The organism is Kluyvera sichuanensis, from assembly GCF_040930405.1.
Taxonomy (GTDB): domain Bacteria; phylum Pseudomonadota; class Gammaproteobacteria; order Enterobacterales; family Enterobacteriaceae; genus Kluyvera; species Kluyvera sichuanensis.
Genome location: NZ_CP162271.1, coordinates 1,308,729 through 1,323,818 on the forward strand (window position 1 = coordinate 1,308,729; position 15,090 = coordinate 1,323,818).

The window sequence follows — 15,090 nt, forward strand, 5'->3', positions numbered from 1 at the left end:
GTCCTCGGTAGTTAAACACAGCTAATTTCTAACACAGATGTCGAAGTATCTCAAAATGTTTGCAAATCTTTACTGAGGCTGTTTGATGTTAATGCATTTATTATTAGTTGATTCGCAATTATCATATTCTGCATAGGTTTTAGCAGGAGCTAACAACATGTCCAGGCCGATCATTACGCTGAATGGATTAAAAATTGTCATCATGCTGGGCATGCTGGTCATCATTCTCACCGGCATTCGTTTTGCCGCCGATATCATCGTGCCGTTCGTGCTAGCGTTGTTTATCGCGGTGGTGCTGAACCCGGTGGTGCAGCTGATGGTGCGCTGGCGCGTGCCGCGCGTGCTGGGGATTTCACTGCTGATTGGGGTGATTATTCTCGCCGCCGTGCTGCTGCTGGCGACGCTCGGCACCTCGCTTAATGAACTGACGCGCACCCTGCCGCAGTATCGTTCGTCGCTGGCGGTCCCCATCTATAATCTCGAGCCCTGGCTGCAGCGCTTTGGCATCAGCGTCAGCCCGGATGAGCTGATTAAGTATATCGACCCTAATGCCGCTATGACGCTGGTCTCACGCTTTCTGACCCAGCTTTCAAACGCCATGTCGTCGATCTTTTTACTGCTGCTGACGGTGGTGTTTATGCTGCTGGAGGTCCCGCAGCTCCCGGCCAAACTGCAGCAAATTATGGCAAAACCGACGGAAGGGATGGCAGCAATACAGCGGGCGCTGGATAGCGTAAGCCACTATCTGGTGCTGAAAACCGCTATCAGCGTGGTGACAGGTTTGGTGGTATGGGCAATGCTGGAGTTACTCGGGGTACGTTTTGCCTTTATCTGGGGGCTGCTGGCGTTTGCGCTCAACTATATTCCGAACATCGGTTCGGTGCTGGCGGCCATTCCCCCTATCCTTCAGGTGCTGGTGTTCAGCGGCTTTTATGATGCGCTGATCGTCCTTGCGGGGTATCTGATAATTAATCTCGTGTTCGGCAACATTCTCGAGCCCCGCATCATGGGACGCGGACTGGGACTCTCGACGCTGGTGGTGTTTCTGTCGTTAATCTTCTGGGGCTGGCTGCTGGGCCCGGTCGGCATGCTGCTCTCCGTCCCGCTGACCATTATCGTCAAAATTGCCCTTGAGCAGACCGAAGGCGGCAAAAGCATTGCTATCCTGCTCAGCGACTTAAGCAAATAACGTCAGAACAGCGACAACAGCAGCGCCACGGGAAAGCTAAACGGCCAGGTGGCGCCAATTAACAGCGTCGCAATCAGGCGAATTGAGGTGCTTTCGCGGGTAAGAAACCAGGTAATAATGGCGCAGATAACCGCCATCACGGCGTAGAAGATGAGCATATGTTGATATAGCGTCACCAATCGAATCCTTGTAATTGATCGTTAAAGCGGCGCAATATGCTACGTTTTTTGACGCACATCAAGTTTTTCGCCACTTATCGCTGAAATATTGTGCAACCAGGACATCCGGCTCCAGCCGAATTGACTGCTAAATCGAAAAAACCCAGCACTACGTTACGCCGCGCTGGGTTTTATTTCTGTGACACGCTGTACGATTAGCGCTTTGGCACGGTGGACGCGAAGATGCTGTCCGTCGTTGGATCGCTCACATAATGGTTGGGATCGTACTGCGGTACTAAGTTTACTTTTTCCGCATCCCAGGCCTGCGCGACGCAGGCGGCGCTCACGCGGTTTTGTCCTTCACAGGCCGCCATGCGGCTGGCTGAATAGTAGGTCCCAATCCCCATTACCGCGGCAATCACCGCAGCAGTACACACAATACTTTTTTTCATTTTTCTGGCTATACCCGGTTTTACAACGGCGCGGATCCTCGCACGTTGCACCGGGTATGTCAAAACCAGGGAGGGGTAGCGGCAGGCATCGCGCCTACCGCGAAGGGGGTAAATGATGAGGAAAGGTCGCTAGTGACCTTCAGGTTTATATCTTTCAAAAGCCGCCAGCCAATCGTACCTCGTCAGGGTGCCAACCTCTTTCTCCCCCTCCTCAAGTTTGATGATTAGCCTTCGCTTATTGATGCTCTCCTGGTTAAAGAAATAAGGTGTCAGCCTCTTTGCCAGCGACGCATACATCTCCTGAGCGATACGTTCACCGGCCTCGGGGCCATATTTCTCAAACTCATTTTTGATATCCTGAAAATCCTGATTCACGCCATCTCCCTACCGATCATGCGCTAAACGCGCGATCAATGTTTTATCATTACATGGCGAACCACGGTGTAATCTTCCAGTCCGTAGACAGACATATCCTTACCGTAGCCCGAAAGTTTCTGACCGCCGTGCGGCATTTCGCTGACCAGCATAAAGTGGGTGTTCACCCAGGTGCAACCATACTGTAAGCGGGCGCTCAAACGATGCGCACGCCCGACGTCCTGCGTCCACACCGAGGATGCCAGCCCGTACTGGGAGTCGTTCGCCCAGCCCAGCACCTGTTCTTCGGTATCAAATGCCGTAACGCTCACCACCGGGCCGAACACTTCACGCTGGACGATATCATCGTCCTGTTTTGCCCCCGCCAGCAGCGTTGGCTGGAAGTAATAGCCTGCGCCTGCCGCTTTCTCGCCGCCGGTCACCACTTTAATATGCGGCAACGCTTTAGCCCGCGACACGGCGTCGCTCACCCGCGCCAGATGCGCCTGCGAACTGAGCGGCCCCAGTTCCGTACTTTCATCTTCCGGCGCGCCGGATTTCAGGCTCGCTATTGCTGCACCGAGTTTCTCCACCAGCCGTTCATAAACGCCTTTCTGCGCGTAGATTCGACAGGCGGCCGTACAGTCCTGCCCGGCATTGTAGAAACCAAAGGTTCTGACGCCTTCCACCACCGCATCAATATCGGCGTCATCAAACACAATCACCGGCGCTTTGCCGCCAAGCTCCATATGCGTACGCTTAATCGACGACGCGGTATGGGCGATAATGTGCTCCCCAGTGGCAATCGAACCGGTCAGCGACACCATCCGTACTTTAGCGTGCCCGGTTAGCGGGTCACCCACCGTTTTACCACGGCCAAACAGCACGTTCAGCACGCCCGCCGGGAAAATATCTTTCGCCAGCTCCGCCAGGGTTAAGGCGGTGAGCGGCGTGATTTCAGACGGTTTGATCACCACGCAGTTCCCCGCCGCCAGCGCTGGCGCCAGCTTCCAGGCCGCCATCATCAGCGGGTAGTTCCACGGCGCAATCGAAGCCACCACGCCCACCGGGTCGCGTCGAATCATCGAGGTGTGGCCTTCCAGATATTCACCAGCCGCCAGCCCGTTCAGGCAGCGCGCGGCACCCGCAAAGAAGCGGAACACATCCACTACCGCCGGAATTTCATCATTGGTCACGCAGTGCAGCGGTTTCCCGCAATTGAGCGATTCCAGACGAGCAAAGGTGGCGGCGTGTTCTTCAATGACATCCGCCAGTTTGAGCAGGCACTCCGCACGATGCTTCGGCGTGGTTTGCCCCCACTGAACAAACGCTCGGTCTGCGGCATTTACCGCCGCATCCACCTGAGCCGCCGAGGCTTCGGCAATCGTCAGCAGGATCTCACCCGTCGCAGGATTGTAGACCGGTTGGGATTCCCCTTCACCTGCGACCAGTTCACCATTAATCAGTAACTTATGTTGCATAGCATGATCCTGTTTTATTTAAATGTCGTACCACCGTTGGCGGCCCCATCGTCTTCGCGAGTCAGCCACCACGCCCCTAAAATCGGTATCATCGTTAACAGCATGACCATCAGCGCCACCACGTTGGTTACCGGCACATCGCGAGGTCGGCCAAGCTGGTTCAACAGCCACAGCGGCAGCGTGCGCTCATGCCCGGCAGTAAAGGTCGTGACGATAATTTCATCAAACGACAGCGCAAACGCCAGCATGCCCCCGGCCAGCAGCGCCGAGCCTAAGTTCGGCAGCACCACGTGATGGAAGGTTTGCCAGCCGTTCGCGCCCAGATCCATCGACGCTTCCACCAGGCTCCACGAGGTCCGGCGGAAACGGGCAATCACGTTGTTAAACACCACCACTACGCAGAACGTGGCGTGGCCAATAACAATGGTGATCAACCCTGGTTCCAGGTTGACCGCTTTAAAGGCAGTCAGCAGCGCCAGACCGGTAACGATCCCCGGCAGCGCAATCGGCAGCATCAACAGCAGCGAAATAGCGCTTTTGCCGAAAAAGTCACGCCGCCACAGCGCTGCTGCAGCAAGCGTGCCAAGTACCAATGCAATCGCCGTCGACAGTGCCGCAATTTTTAGTGACAGTGTCACGGCGTCGAAGATATCCCCACGCGATGCCGCTTCGCTGAACCAGTGCAGCGTCAGGCCTTTCGGCGGGAAGCTGAACGCCGCGTCTTCGGTGTTGAAGGCGTAGATGGCGATGATCGCCAGCGGGAAATGCAGGAAGATAACTCCGCCCCAGGCGGCAATTTTGAGAAACAGCGGTGCCCTTTCAGAGTGCATCGAACGCTCCCAGGCGCTTCACGAACGCCAGATAGAGGGCAATCAGCACGATGGGCACCAGGGTAAACGCCGCTGCCATAGGCATATTGCCGATAGCACCCTGCTGGGAATAGACCATGTTGCCAATGAAATAGCCCGGCGGCCCCACCAGCTGCGGCACGATAAAGTCGCCTAAGGTCAGTGAGAAGGTGAAAATGGAACCCGCAGCAATCCCGGGGATTGCCATCGGCACCACCACGTGGCGGAAGGTCTGACGTGGGCGGGCGCCGAGGTCAGCGGAAGCCTGAAGCAGCGAACCGGGAATACGCTCCAGCGCTGCCTGCACCGGCAGGATCATAAACGGCAGCCAGATGTAGACGAAGACCAGAAAACGACCGAGCCCGGAGGTCGACAGCGTATTACCGCCGACGCCCGGTATCGTCAGAATCGCCGCCAGCAGCGTCTCCAGACCCAGATGGTTCAGAAACCATTGCGCCACCCCATCCTTTGCCAGCAACAGCGTCCAGGCATAGGCTTTGACGATATAGCTGGCCCACATCGGCAGCATCACCGCGACATAGAAAAAGGCCTTTTGCTTGCCGCTGGTGTAGCGCGCCATATACCACGCCATCGGAAACGCCAGCAGCGCGCTCGCCACGGTAACCGCCAGCGCCATTACCAGCGTACGGATAATGATGTCGTAGTTGGCGGGGTTAAACAGCGCGTAAAGGTTTGCCAGCGTCAGCGTTGGCGTAACGGACATGGTGAAATCGTCGAAGGTATAGAACCCTTGCCACAGCAACGTCAGCAGTGATCCAAAATAGACAATCCCAAACCACATCAGCGGACCGAGCAGTAACAAAAACAGCCCGAGGGTTGGCCTGCGCCAGAACAGGCTGGATAAGCGCCCCTGACGGCGTGCGGGAGGAACCGGCGTCATACTCATCTCCATTCACCTCCCTCCGTCCAGCGCCACCATGGCATCGCGCGCCCATGACGCCAGCACCACGTGACCCACGGTCGGGCCTTCGGCGGTTAGCCCAGCAGAGAAGTTAGCCTGGCTGACCAGCAGTTTTTCGCCGCCTTCCAGCAGCAGTTCATAGCGCGTCGCCGCGCCCTGATACTGCACTGCCTGTATACGACCCTGTACCTGAACCTCACCGCCTTCATTAAGGCGAATATGTTCCGGGCGCAGCGCCCAGCTTCCCGTCATTCCGCAGAGCGTTTCCGCCATTGCGGGGGCGAACACGTTAGAGGTGCCGACAAAGCTCGCCACAAACGGCGTGCGTGGGCGCAGATACAGTTCGCGCGGCGTATCCACCTGCTCAATGCGGCCGTTGTTGAACACCGCCACCCGGTCAGACATCGACAGCGCCTCACCCTGATCGTGGGTGACGAAAATAAAGGTGATACCGAGATCCTGCTGGAGTTTTTTCAGCTCAAATTGCATCTGCTCGCGCAGCTTCAGATCCAGCGCCCCGAGCGGTTCATCCAGCAGCAGCACCCGCGGTTCGTTCACCAGCGCACGGGCAATCGCTACGCGCTGGCGCTGGCCGCCGGAAAGCTGCGAGGGCTTGCGCGCGCCCACAAAGCCAAGGGCAACTTTTTCCAGCGCCTGCGCCGCTTTTGCCAGACGCTCTTTTTTGCCAACACCTTTCACCATCAGGCCGTAGGCCACGTTATCGAGCACCGACATATGCGGGAACAGCGCGTAATCCTGGAAGACGGTGTTGACGTCCCGCTCCCAGGGCGGCAGTTCGCTGGCATGTTTACCAAAGATAGAGATAGCGCCGCCGGAAAGCTGCTCAAACCCGGCGATCAGCCGCAGACAGGTAGTTTTGCCGGAGCCAGACGGCCCCAGCATGGAAAAGAACTCCCCATCGTGGATGGCAATACTGACGCCATCCACCGCCCGCACGTCACCATAAAGCCGCGAGACGTCATGAAACTCTACTGCGTACGTCATGTTGGACTCCCGGATGATTAGCGACCGCCCATAATGGCGATATAGTCCTGCGTCCAACGGCTGTACGGCACGTATTTACCGCCTTCAGCGATAGGTGTTTTCCAGAAAGCGATTTTGTCGAAGAAACTGTAGCCGTTGGTCTCACAACCTTTGTCACCCAGCAGCGTGCTGGCTTTACAGCCCTCCGGCACTACCGGCAGCGAACCAAACCACGCCGCCACATCGCCCTGAACCTTCGGCGTTAACGACCAGTTCATCCATTTGTAGGCACAGACCGGGTGCTTCGCTTCAGCGTGCAGCATGGTGGTATCCGCCCAACCGGTGACTCCCTCTTTCGGGAAGACGGTGGCAATCGGCTGCCCTTCACCTTTCAGCCCGTTGGCCTGATACGGCCAGGCGCTGGAGGCCACTACGCCTTCGTTTTTGAAATCGCTCATCTGTACGGTGGTGTCGTGCCAGTAGCGGTGGATCAGCTCATGCTGATCGCGCAGCACCTTCAGCACGGCTTGATATTGCGCTTCGGTAAGCTGGTACGGGTCGCTGATGCCCAGCTGTGGCTGGGTGGCTTTAACAAACAGCGCCGCATCGGCGATGTAGATTGGGCCGTCATAGGCCTGCACGCGGCCCTGGTTGGTTTTGCCATCCGGCAGATTTTGTTTAACGAAGATAACGTTCCAGGAGTCCGGCGGCGTTGGGAAGGTTTTGGTGTTGTACATCAGCAGGTTAGGGCCCCACTGATACGGCGTACCGTAAACTTTACCGTCGACGTTAAACCAGGCCCCTTTTTCCAGGCGTGGGTCGAGGGTTTTCCAGTTCTCAATCAGAGCGGTGTTAATCGGCTGCACGCGTTTACCCATGATCAAGCGCAGCGAGGCGTCGCCCGAGGCGGTCACCAGGTCGTAACCCCCCTTCGCCATCAGGCTGACCATTTCATCGGAAGTCGCGGCGGTTTTCACGTTGACCTGGCAGCCGGTATCTTTTTCAAACTGCGTCACCCAGTCGTAGCCCTTATCGGTCTGGCCCCGTTCGATATACCCCGGCCAGGCGATAATATCCAACCGACCTTCCGCTTTCCCCAGCGACGTTGGCGGTTCGGCGGCATTCGCGGTCGCCACGGTCATCACCAGCGCGCACAGGCTGCTGCGTGCAAATTTCTTGCTCATAACGTTATTACTCCTGTCACAATGAATTTGAGCGGCAGCCGTGCCGTTAAAAATATCTCCCTTACTAAAAATAGACAGCGCCAGACGCTCTACCCGTACAGCGGCGAGATATTTGCACAGGTTGTGACCAAGGGCGCATTCCGCAAAAATGGGAAACGGGCTGAGATAATATGGATTATAGACAAGGGGTTACCGGCCAAAGGCGTTATGCATATTTCCTATGACCGGGTGTTATCAGGAGCGCTATCAGGGAATGGCAGGTGCAACTGGGGGTTATTTCATCATTCCGCGAATCAGCGCGCCGAGGGTTTCTACCGCCCGCTCTTCGCGCTCGCTCCATCCCCAGGCGGTATTAAACCGAAAGAACGACGCCCAGTTATCGGTCGTGGAGAACATTTTGCCTGGGGCGATGCTGATATGGTGTTCCAGCGCTTTTGCGCTCAGCAAACCGGCATCCAAACCCGCCGGTAGCTCCAGCCACAGAAAGTAGCCACTGTCATTATGGTGGATGTGTACCTCAGGCGGCAGCGCGCGCATCAGTGCCTGCCAGGCCTGCTGTTTGCGCTCCGCAAGCTGGCGGCGTAGACGTCGCAGGTGCGCGTCGTAGCGTTTGGTCGCCAGATAATCGACCAGCGCCAGCTGCATCGGCGAACTGGTCGACAGCGTGCTCATCAGCTGTAAATGCTGAATACGCCGGGCGTGCTTGCCCGCCGCCACCCAGCCAATACGGAACCCCGGCACCAGGCATTTTGAAAATGAGCTGCAGTGCAGCGTCATATCACTTTTATCCCACGCCTTTGCCGGCAGCGGTTTATCGCGGCCAAAATAGAGCTCGCTGTAGACATCATCTTCAATCAGCGTGACGTTGTATTCGCTGAGGATCTCCACCAGGCGCGCTTTCTTTTCCGGCGTCAGGGTAAAGCCAAGCGGGTTCTGGCTGTTGGTCATCAACCAGCAGGCTTTCACCGGGTAGGTTTGCAACGCCTGCACCAGCGCATCGAGGTCGATACCCTCTTGCACATCGGTGGCGACCGACAATGCTTTGAGCCGTAGACGCTCCAGCGCCTGCAGCGCGCCGTAAAAGCAGGGGTTCTCAACGATCACCCAATCGCCCGGTTCCGTGACCGCCTGCAGGCTGAGGTTCAGCGCCTCCAGCGCACCGGCGGTGATAACAATCTCATCCGGGGAGATGGTCATGCCCTGGAGCGCATAGCGCCTTGCGATGGCATGACGCAGTTCGTCATTACCCGGCGGCAGGTTTTCAATCACGCTCATCGCCGTTGCGGTCTTGCTGACCTGCGCCAGCGAGCGGTTAAGCTGCGGCAGCGGGAACAGTTTGGGGTCGGGAAAAGCGGAGGCAAACGGCAGCACCGAGGCATTCCGGCTGGCCTGCAGCACTTCAAAGATATAGGTGTTGATGTCAACGGCGTTATCAGGCATGACCTGCGCGGGCGCCGTAACCGCGCGGGTGGTCACCGCACGCGGAGCGACATAATAGCCGGACTGCGGGCGCGCCACGATGCGCCCCTGGCTTTCCAGCAACTGGTACGCGTGGCTGACGGTCATAAAGCTCATGCCGCTGTTCACCACCTGCTCACGCAGCGACGGCAGTTTATCGCCCGGCAGCCACACCCCAAGGGCAATCTGTTCCATCATCTGCTCGGCGAGGCGCTGGTATTTTTTCATGGCGAATCCCGGTGAATCTTAGATTGCGTCTATATTATATCAGCGTTACAAAATATGCATTTTTATGTAACTGATATGGGTGAGTGTTGATTTTGACGCTCACCCGCGCTGGGGTTCAACGTCGTGAACGATTGATCTGCAACATCAAACCGGCCCATGTGGTGGGAAATACATCAGCGCGCGCCACGTAGCCATGGCAAAAAAATGTCAGCCCGTCATGATGTGCAACTTGCTGAAAACGACGCGAATCACTTATTACATGAAAATGACAAGTATTGAATTGCTGGGCTATTCCGCTGCGCTCTGTTTCTCCTCGGTCATCGCCTCCCAGGAATTACACAGCGAAACGTTAGAACTGGTTAACCCACTGTTGTTTATCGTGGCGCTCGGCAGCGCACTGGCCTGCCTTTACCCACGAACCAAAAAGTTCGCCTCACGATTCACCCGCGGGTAACCAACCGATAGAGACAGCGATAACAGCCGTCAAAAAATGACCAGAATGTTAAAACTGTTATCATTTAATACCCCTCGACTGTCTCTGCCCCCATGCCGTTCCCCCCTCTAAAATCAAGCCGAGTCTTCTTCTCCACGGAGTTTGCATGTTCGGTCTTGATGCGTTTCACCTCGCGCGAATTCAATTTGCCTTTACCGTTTCGTTCCACATTATTTTTCCCGCCATCACCATCGGCCTCGCCAGCTATCTGGCGGTGCTCGAAGGTCTGTGGTTGAAAACCCGTAACCCGGTCTGGCGTTCGCTGTATCAGTTCTGGTCAAAGATCTTCGCCGTCAATTTCGGCATGGGCGTCGTGTCCGGGCTGGTGATGGCCTATCAGTTTGGTACCAACTGGAGCGGTTTTTCGCAGTTTGCGGGCAGCATTACCGGCCCGCTGTTAACCTATGAAGTGCTGACCGCCTTCTTCCTCGAAGCCGGTTTTCTCGGCGTCATGCTGTTCGGCTGGAACCGTGTCGGCCCAGGGCTGCACTTCTTCGCCACCTGCATGGTCGCGTTGGGCACCATCATCTCCACCTTCTGGATCCTCGCCTCCAACAGCTGGATGCAGACCCCCCAGGGATATGAAATCGTCAACGGGCAGGTTGTGCCGGTCGACTGGGTTGCGGTGGTGTTTAACCCATCGTTCCCCTACCGACTGCTGCATATGTCCATTGCCGCGTTCTTGAGCAGTGCGCTGTTCGTCGGCGCGTCGGCGGCCTGGCATCTGCTGCGCGGCAACCAGACGCCAGCCATACGCACCATGTTTTCCATGGCGCTGTGGATGACGCTTATCGTCGCCCCCATTCAGGCGATGGTCGGTGATATGCACGGTCTCAATACGCTCAAGCATCAACCGGCGAAAATTGCCGCCATTGAAGGCCACTGGGAAAACCCGCCGGGCGAACCCACGCCGCTGCTGCTGTTTGGCTGGCCGGATATGGAGCAGGAGCGTACACGCTTTGGGCTGGAGATCCCGGCGTTGGGCAGCCTGATCCTCACCCATAGTCTGGATAAACAGGTTCCGGCGCTAAAAGCGTTCGCCAAAGAAGACAGACCCAACTCCACCATCGTCTTCTGGTCATTCCGCATCATGGCCGGGCTAGGCATGTTGATGCTGCTGCTGGGCGTCATGGCGCTATGGCTGCGCAAGCGGCAAACCCTTTACACCTCTCGCCCGTTCCTGTGGTTCGCGCTGCTGATGGGCCCTTCTGGCCTGGTGGCGATCCTCGCCGGATGGGTGACGACGGAGGTGGGCCGTCAGCCGTGGGTGGTTTATGGGCTGCAGCGCACAGCGGACGCCGTCTCAGCGCACGGTGACCTGCATATGAGCGTCAGTCTGCTGACCTTTTTCGTGGTCTACAGCTCGGTCTTCGGTGTGGGCTACAGCTATATGGTGCGCCTGATCCGCAAAGGCCCACAGCCGTTTAGCCCTGAACCGCAAGGAACCCCAGCACGTCCGCTATCTGCGGCGATGTCCCACGAGGAGGAGCGTGTATGAACATCGATCTGTCCATTATCTGGTTTGTGATTATTGTGTTTGCCACCCTGATGTATATCGTCATGGATGGTTTTGATTTGGGGATTGGCATTCTCTTCCCCTTCACCCGCAGCGCGCAGGAGCGCGATGTGATGGTAAACAGCGTGGCGCCGGTCTGGGACGGCAATGAAACCTGGCTGGTGCTCGGCGGCGCGGGGCTATTTGGCGCGTTCCCGCTGGCCTACGCGGTGATTATCGACGCCTTGACCATTCCGCTGTCGCTGATGCTGGTCGGCCTGATCTTTCGCGGCGTGGCCTTCGAGTTCCGCTTCAATGCCACGCCATCGCACCGGCCATTCTGGGACAAGGCCTTTATGGGCGGTTCGATTCTGGCGACCTTTTGCCAGGGGATTGTCGTTGGCGCGGTAATTAACGGCTTTGAGGTAACGGGACGGGCCTACAGCGGCGGCGCCTTCGACTGGTTCACGCCGTTTACGCTGTTCTGCGGCGTGGGGCTGACTATCGCCTATGCGCTGCTGGGTGCGACCTGGCTTGTGATGAAAAGCGAAGCCTCGCTCCAGCAGACGATGAAGCGCAGCGCGCGCGGGTTGCTGCTGGCGCTACTGGCGGTTATCGCTATTATCAGCCTCTGGACGCCGATGCAGCATGAGGCCATTGCCCGACGCTGGTTTAGCCTGCCGAATCTCTATTATTTGCTGCCGGTGCCGCTGCTGGTTATCGCCGCCAGCGCCCTGCTGTGGCGGCACCTGGCGCGAGATACCAGCCATGCGCAGCCGTTTATCGCTATTATCAGCCTCTGGACGCCGATGCAGCATGAGGCCATTGCCCGACGCTGGTTTAGCCTGCCGAATCTCTATTATTTGCTGCCGGTGCCGCTGCTGGTTATCGCCGCCAGCGCCCTGCTGTGGCGGCACCTGGCGCGAGATACCAGCCATGCGCAGCCGTTTATTCTGACGCTGGTGCTGGTGTTCCTCAGCTTTAGCGGGCTGGGGATCAGCATCTGGCCCGCCATTATTCCGCCGTCCATTACGCTCTGGCAGGCCGCAGCGCCCGTGCAAAGCCAGGAGTTTATGCTGATTGGCGCACTGTTTATTATCCCGATTATTCTGGTATACACCTTCTGGAGCTATTACGTTTTTCGCGGCAAAGTGCCGCAGGATGAGGGCTACCATTGATGAAAAATCGCTGGGTTTCACGCCTTTTCTGGCTGGTCGCATTATGGGGCGGCAGCGTATTGGCGCTGGCCGTGGTGGGGAGCTTATTTCGTGTACTGATGACCGCGGCTGGGTTTAAATCCTGATATAACAACGGGATGAATGTTTTAAGCTTTACGTGCCCGGACTATTCTTAATTGGACGGGCCTTCACATTTCCTCCATGTTTTATTGGTCAACTACGTCCCATACACAAAAGCAATGTATGGAGTACATGATGAAGAAAATTATTGCACTGTCTGCAATCCTGGCAATGGGTCTGTGTTCAACCGCTTTCGCCGCCGACCATCAGGAGCCGCCGAAAAAGCCGCCTGTAGAACAGCAGCATAATGGCCAGCCGCCGCACGATAACAAAGGCCCGCAGCAGGATGGCAAAGGCCAGCCGCCACGCGACAACCAGGGCCCACAGCATGACGGTAAAGGCCAGCCACCACGCGACAACAAAGGTCCACAGCACGATGGCAAAGGCCAGCCGCCGCACGACAATAAAGGCCCGCAGCATGATGGCAAAGGCCAGCCGCCAAAACACGACGGCGACAACAAGCTGCCACCGAAAGACGGGCAGCATAACTAAGTAAAAAAGGCCGGAGATTCCGGCCTTTTTGTTTGGCATTGTTGCCTTTCCCGGCGTCGCGTTGCTCGGCCGGGCTACAACGCGGCGCTATTTCCGGCGCGGTAAGGTTTTCAGCAAATCGTCCGGGCTGACCGATGCCACCACGCTGCCCGGCAGCGGCATCTTCAGGATGTGGTTTTTGATTTTGCCAATCACATGCATTTCACACGGGCGGCAGTCAAATTTCAGCGTCAGCACTTCGTCACCGTTAATCAACTGCATCGGCGTGGCTTTCCAGCTTTTAATCGACCCCTTCGCCTGTTTTGGACACAGGTTAAAGGCAAAGCGCAGGCAGTGTTTGGTGATCATCACCGGCACGTCGCCCTTCTCTTCATGCGCCTCATAGGCTGCATCAATCAGCTGTACGCCGTAGCGATGATAAAACTCACGCGCCTTGTGGTTATACACGTTGGCCAGGAAGTTAAGATGGCTTTCCGGATAGACCGGCGGCGGCGTGGTTACCGCTTTACGGCTTCCGCGCACGTAGGCCGCCAGACGCGCTTCATCGAGCATTTCTACGGTTTCACGGCGCAGCTGGTTCAGCATACTGTTAGGCACAAAAAGTGCCTCCGGCAGCATGACGTCAACCCCGCGCGGATAGTAGATCGTCTGGCCCAGCTTGGCGATCCCGTCCTGCAGCTGGCTCAGCGCTTTCTCCGCATTGTTCGCCGCCGCAAACTCACCGTCCAGGGTATGCGTCACGCTAACGCCATCTTCGCTGGTCATGGTCAGCACCAGCTGTTCCTGCCAGCCAGACAGTTCGATATCCACCGCAATGCGGCGTTCGCTGGAGGTTTTCAGCAGCGCCTGCTGCCAGTTGTGATCGAGATTGCGGTTCAATACCTGATGCGGACGCGCTTTATGCAGGTCAGCCGGCATCTCATTCGGCCACACGCGATAGCGGTTTTCACCGATTTTCTCTACCGTGTTGGCGCGGAAACCGACCACTTCACGTTTAATCAATACGTTCAGGCCATCGCCGTTGGCCAGCGGCTCGCTGACTTCCACATCGAGGGTATCTTTATTGACCTTCAGCACTTCACCGACCGGCAGGCCAACAAATTTCGGCGAGTCGAACGCACCGATGTTCATCTGGCGCTGGTTAACAAAGTAATCGGTGCTGCCGCGATGGAAGGTTTTGTCCGTTGACGGCACGAAGAAATGTTCAGTGCGTCCGGCAGAGGTACGGCCTAAATCACCGCGTTCTTCAATCAGCGTATCGAGCATCTGGCGATAGTGCGCGGTGATGTTCTTCACATAGCTCATATCTTTATAGCGCCCTTCAATCTTGAAGGAGCGTACGCCCGCGTCAATCAGCGCGCCAAGGTTGGCGGTCTGATCGTTATCTTTCATCGACAGCAGGTGTTTTTCGAACGCCACCACGCGACCCTGATCGTCTTTCAGGGTGTACGGCAGACGGCAGGCCTGCGAACAGTCGCCACGGTTGGCGCTACGTCCGGTCTGGGCATGCGAAATATTGCACTGCCCGGAGTAGGCCACGCACAGTGCACCGTGGATAAAGAACTCGATGGTCGCATCGGTCACGTCATGAATGGCTTTAATCTGCTGCAGATTCAGTTCGCGCGCCAGCACGATCTGGCTGAACCCGACGTCCGACAGGAACTTAGCTTTCTCAACGGTGCGTATATCGCACTGGGTGCTGGCATGCAGCTCAATTGGCGGCAGGTCGAGCTGCATAATGCCCATATCCTGCACGATCAGCGCATCCACACCTGCGTCGTACAGGCTGGTAATCAGCTTCTGCGCTGGCTCCAGCTCGTCATCATGCAGAATGGTGTTGAGGGTAATAAAGATTTTCGCGCCGTAACGATGAGCAAACGGCACCAGCGCGGCGATGTCCTGCAGGCTGTTGCTGGCGTTATGGCGCGCCCCAAAACCAGGGCCGCCGATATACACCGCATCGGCACCATGAAGAATCGCTTCGCGAGCAATAGCGGTATCGCGAGCCGGGCTAAGGAGTTCAAGGAGAGTGTTCTGCTGGCGCATACAGTCAG

Annotated in this window: 16 protein-coding genes; 6 read left to right on the forward strand and 10 right to left on the reverse strand. The window is 56.9% G+C overall.

The features are described 5' to 3' along the window. Window positions 1–157: 157 nt before the first annotated feature. Window positions 158–1,189: an AI-2E family transporter gene (locus AB2B48_RS06505; RefSeq protein ID WP_333010631.1), complete on the forward strand. Its 1,032-nt coding sequence runs from the start codon at window positions 158–160 to the stop codon at window positions 1,187–1,189. A gap of 2 nt (window positions 1,190–1,191) precedes the next feature. On the opposite strand, the gene AB2B48_RS06510 is transcribed toward AB2B48_RS06505, so the two are convergent. The 9 genes from AB2B48_RS06510 to AB2B48_RS06550 all read right to left on the reverse strand — a co-directional run bounded on the left by AB2B48_RS06510 (window position 1,192) and on the right by AB2B48_RS06550 (window position 9,258). Next, window positions 1,192–1,365 (reverse strand): GhoT/OrtT family toxin, encoded by a 174-nt coding sequence (locus AB2B48_RS06510; RefSeq protein WP_185669074.1) that lies wholly within the window; start codon window positions 1,363–1,365, stop codon window positions 1,192–1,194. 197 nt (window positions 1,366–1,562) lie between these two features. Continuing rightward, a complete protein-coding gene (locus AB2B48_RS06515; RefSeq protein ID WP_368301200.1) occupies window positions 1,563–1,799 on the reverse strand; it encodes a hypothetical protein in 237 nt (78 codons plus the stop codon). Between the two features lie 129 nt (window positions 1,800–1,928). Beyond that, window positions 1,929–2,174 (reverse strand): hypothetical protein, encoded by a 246-nt coding sequence (locus AB2B48_RS06520; protein WP_185669076.1) that lies wholly within the window; start codon window positions 2,172–2,174, stop codon window positions 1,929–1,931. Window positions 2,175–2,209: 35 nt separating this feature from the next. Beyond that, on the reverse strand, window positions 2,210–3,634 hold the full coding sequence (patD, locus tag AB2B48_RS06525; protein WP_185669077.1) for an aminobutyraldehyde dehydrogenase: 1,425 nt from the start codon (window positions 3,632–3,634) through the stop codon (window positions 2,210–2,212). A 14-nt stretch (window positions 3,635–3,648) separates the two neighbouring features. After that, complete coding sequence (locus AB2B48_RS06530; protein WP_368301202.1) at window positions 3,649–4,464, reverse strand: ABC transporter permease; 816 nt, start codon at window positions 4,462–4,464, stop codon at window positions 3,649–3,651. Further along, the gene (locus tag AB2B48_RS06535; protein WP_255581374.1) at window positions 4,454–5,383 is read right to left on the reverse strand and encodes an ABC transporter permease; all 930 of its coding nucleotides are present in this window, start codon (window positions 5,381–5,383) and stop codon (window positions 4,454–4,456) included. Before AB2B48_RS06535 ends, AB2B48_RS06530 begins: the two co-directional genes overlap by 11 nt. Before the next feature lie 12 nt (window positions 5,384–5,395). After that, a complete protein-coding gene (locus tag AB2B48_RS06540) occupies window positions 5,396–6,409 on the reverse strand; it encodes an ABC transporter ATP-binding protein (protein ID WP_368301204.1) in 1,014 nt (337 codons plus the stop codon). Between the two features lie 17 nt (window positions 6,410–6,426). Next, window positions 6,427–7,572, reverse strand: a complete 1,146-nt coding sequence (ydcS, locus tag AB2B48_RS06545; protein WP_220440131.1) for a putative ABC transporter substrate-binding protein YdcS — start codon at window positions 7,570–7,572, stop codon at window positions 6,427–6,429. Window positions 7,573–7,845: 273 nt separating this feature from the next. Continuing rightward, window positions 7,846–9,258 carry a PLP-dependent aminotransferase family protein gene (locus AB2B48_RS06550; RefSeq protein ID WP_368301206.1) on the reverse strand — a complete coding sequence of 471 codons (1,413 nt, stop codon included), beginning with the start codon at window positions 9,256–9,258 and terminating at the stop codon, window positions 7,846–7,848. 259 nt (window positions 9,259–9,517) lie between these two features. On the opposite strand from AB2B48_RS06550, the gene AB2B48_RS06555 reads away from it, so the two are divergent. The 5 genes from AB2B48_RS06555 (at window position 9,518) to AB2B48_RS06575 (ending at window position 13,036) form a co-directional block, all read left to right on the forward strand. Continuing rightward, the gene (locus tag AB2B48_RS06555) at window positions 9,518–9,712 is read left to right on the forward strand and encodes a hypothetical protein (protein WP_220440130.1); all 195 of its coding nucleotides are present in this window, start codon (window positions 9,518–9,520) and stop codon (window positions 9,710–9,712) included. A 145-nt stretch (window positions 9,713–9,857) separates the two neighbouring features. Then, window positions 9,858–11,249, forward strand: a complete 1,392-nt coding sequence (locus tag AB2B48_RS06560) for a cytochrome ubiquinol oxidase subunit I (RefSeq protein WP_368301207.1) — start codon at window positions 9,858–9,860, stop codon at window positions 11,247–11,249. Between the two features lie 62 nt (window positions 11,250–11,311). Next, complete coding sequence (gene cydB, locus AB2B48_RS06565; RefSeq protein ID WP_368301924.1) at window positions 11,312–12,424, forward strand: cytochrome d ubiquinol oxidase subunit II; 1,113 nt, start codon at window positions 11,312–11,314, stop codon at window positions 12,422–12,424. Next, on the forward strand, window positions 12,424–12,549 hold the full coding sequence (locus tag AB2B48_RS06570; RefSeq protein WP_185669086.1) for a DUF2474 domain-containing protein: 126 nt from the start codon (window positions 12,424–12,426) through the stop codon (window positions 12,547–12,549). The genes cydB and AB2B48_RS06570 overlap by 1 nt, the downstream gene beginning before the upstream one ends. 127 nt (window positions 12,550–12,676) lie before the next feature. Then, window positions 12,677–13,036 carry a hypothetical protein gene (locus AB2B48_RS06575; protein WP_255581373.1) on the forward strand — a complete coding sequence of 120 codons (360 nt, stop codon included), beginning with the start codon at window positions 12,677–12,679 and terminating at the stop codon, window positions 13,034–13,036. 87 nt (window positions 13,037–13,123) lie between these two features. Here AB2B48_RS06575 and AB2B48_RS06580 read toward each other — a convergent pair whose 3' ends face one another. After that, the gene (locus AB2B48_RS06580; RefSeq protein WP_368301925.1) at window positions 13,124–15,082 is read right to left on the reverse strand and encodes a peptidase U32 family protein; all 1,959 of its coding nucleotides are present in this window, start codon (window positions 15,080–15,082) and stop codon (window positions 13,124–13,126) included. Between the last annotated feature and the right edge of the window lie 8 nt (window positions 15,083–15,090).

Bases quoted from the DNA above. Each gene is read 5' to 3' on its own strand.
- patD (WP_185669077.1), bottom strand. From the start codon at position 3,634: ATGCAACATAAGTTACTGATTAATGGTGAACTGGTCGCAGGTGAAGGG.
- AB2B48_RS06555 (WP_220440130.1), top strand. From the start codon at position 9,518: ATGAAAATGACAAGTATTGAATTGCTGGGCTATTCCGCTGCGCTCTGT.
- AB2B48_RS06550 (WP_368301206.1), bottom strand. From the start codon at position 9,258: ATGAAAAAATACCAGCGCCTCGCCGAGCAGATGATGGAACAGATTGCC.
- AB2B48_RS06515 (WP_368301200.1), bottom strand. From the start codon at position 1,799: ATGAAAAAAAGTATTGTGTGTACTGCTGCGGTGATTGCCGCGGTAATG.
- AB2B48_RS06560 (WP_368301207.1), top strand. From the start codon at position 9,858: ATGTTCGGTCTTGATGCGTTTCACCTCGCGCGAATTCAATTTGCCTTT.
- cydB (WP_368301924.1), top strand. From the start codon at position 11,312: ATGGATGGTTTTGATTTGGGGATTGGCATTCTCTTCCCCTTCACCCGC.
- AB2B48_RS06570 (WP_185669086.1), top strand. From the start codon at position 12,424: ATGAAAAATCGCTGGGTTTCACGCCTTTTCTGGCTGGTCGCATTATGG.
- AB2B48_RS06530 (WP_368301202.1), bottom strand. From the start codon at position 4,464: ATGCACTCTGAAAGGGCACCGCTGTTTCTCAAAATTGCCGCCTGGGGC.
- AB2B48_RS06505 (WP_333010631.1), top strand. From the start codon at position 158: ATGTCCAGGCCGATCATTACGCTGAATGGATTAAAAATTGTCATCATG.
- AB2B48_RS06535 (WP_255581374.1), bottom strand. From the start codon at position 5,383: ATGACGCCGGTTCCTCCCGCACGCCGTCAGGGGCGCTTATCCAGCCTG.
- AB2B48_RS06540 (WP_368301204.1), bottom strand. From the start codon at position 6,409: ATGACGTACGCAGTAGAGTTTCATGACGTCTCGCGGCTTTATGGTGAC.
- AB2B48_RS06580 (WP_368301925.1), bottom strand. From the start codon at position 15,082: ATGCGCCAGCAGAACACTCTCCTTGAACTCCTTAGCCCGGCTCGCGAT.
- AB2B48_RS06575 (WP_255581373.1), top strand. From the start codon at position 12,677: ATGATGAAGAAAATTATTGCACTGTCTGCAATCCTGGCAATGGGTCTG.
- ydcS (WP_220440131.1), bottom strand. From the start codon at position 7,572: ATGAGCAAGAAATTTGCACGCAGCAGCCTGTGCGCGCTGGTGATGACC.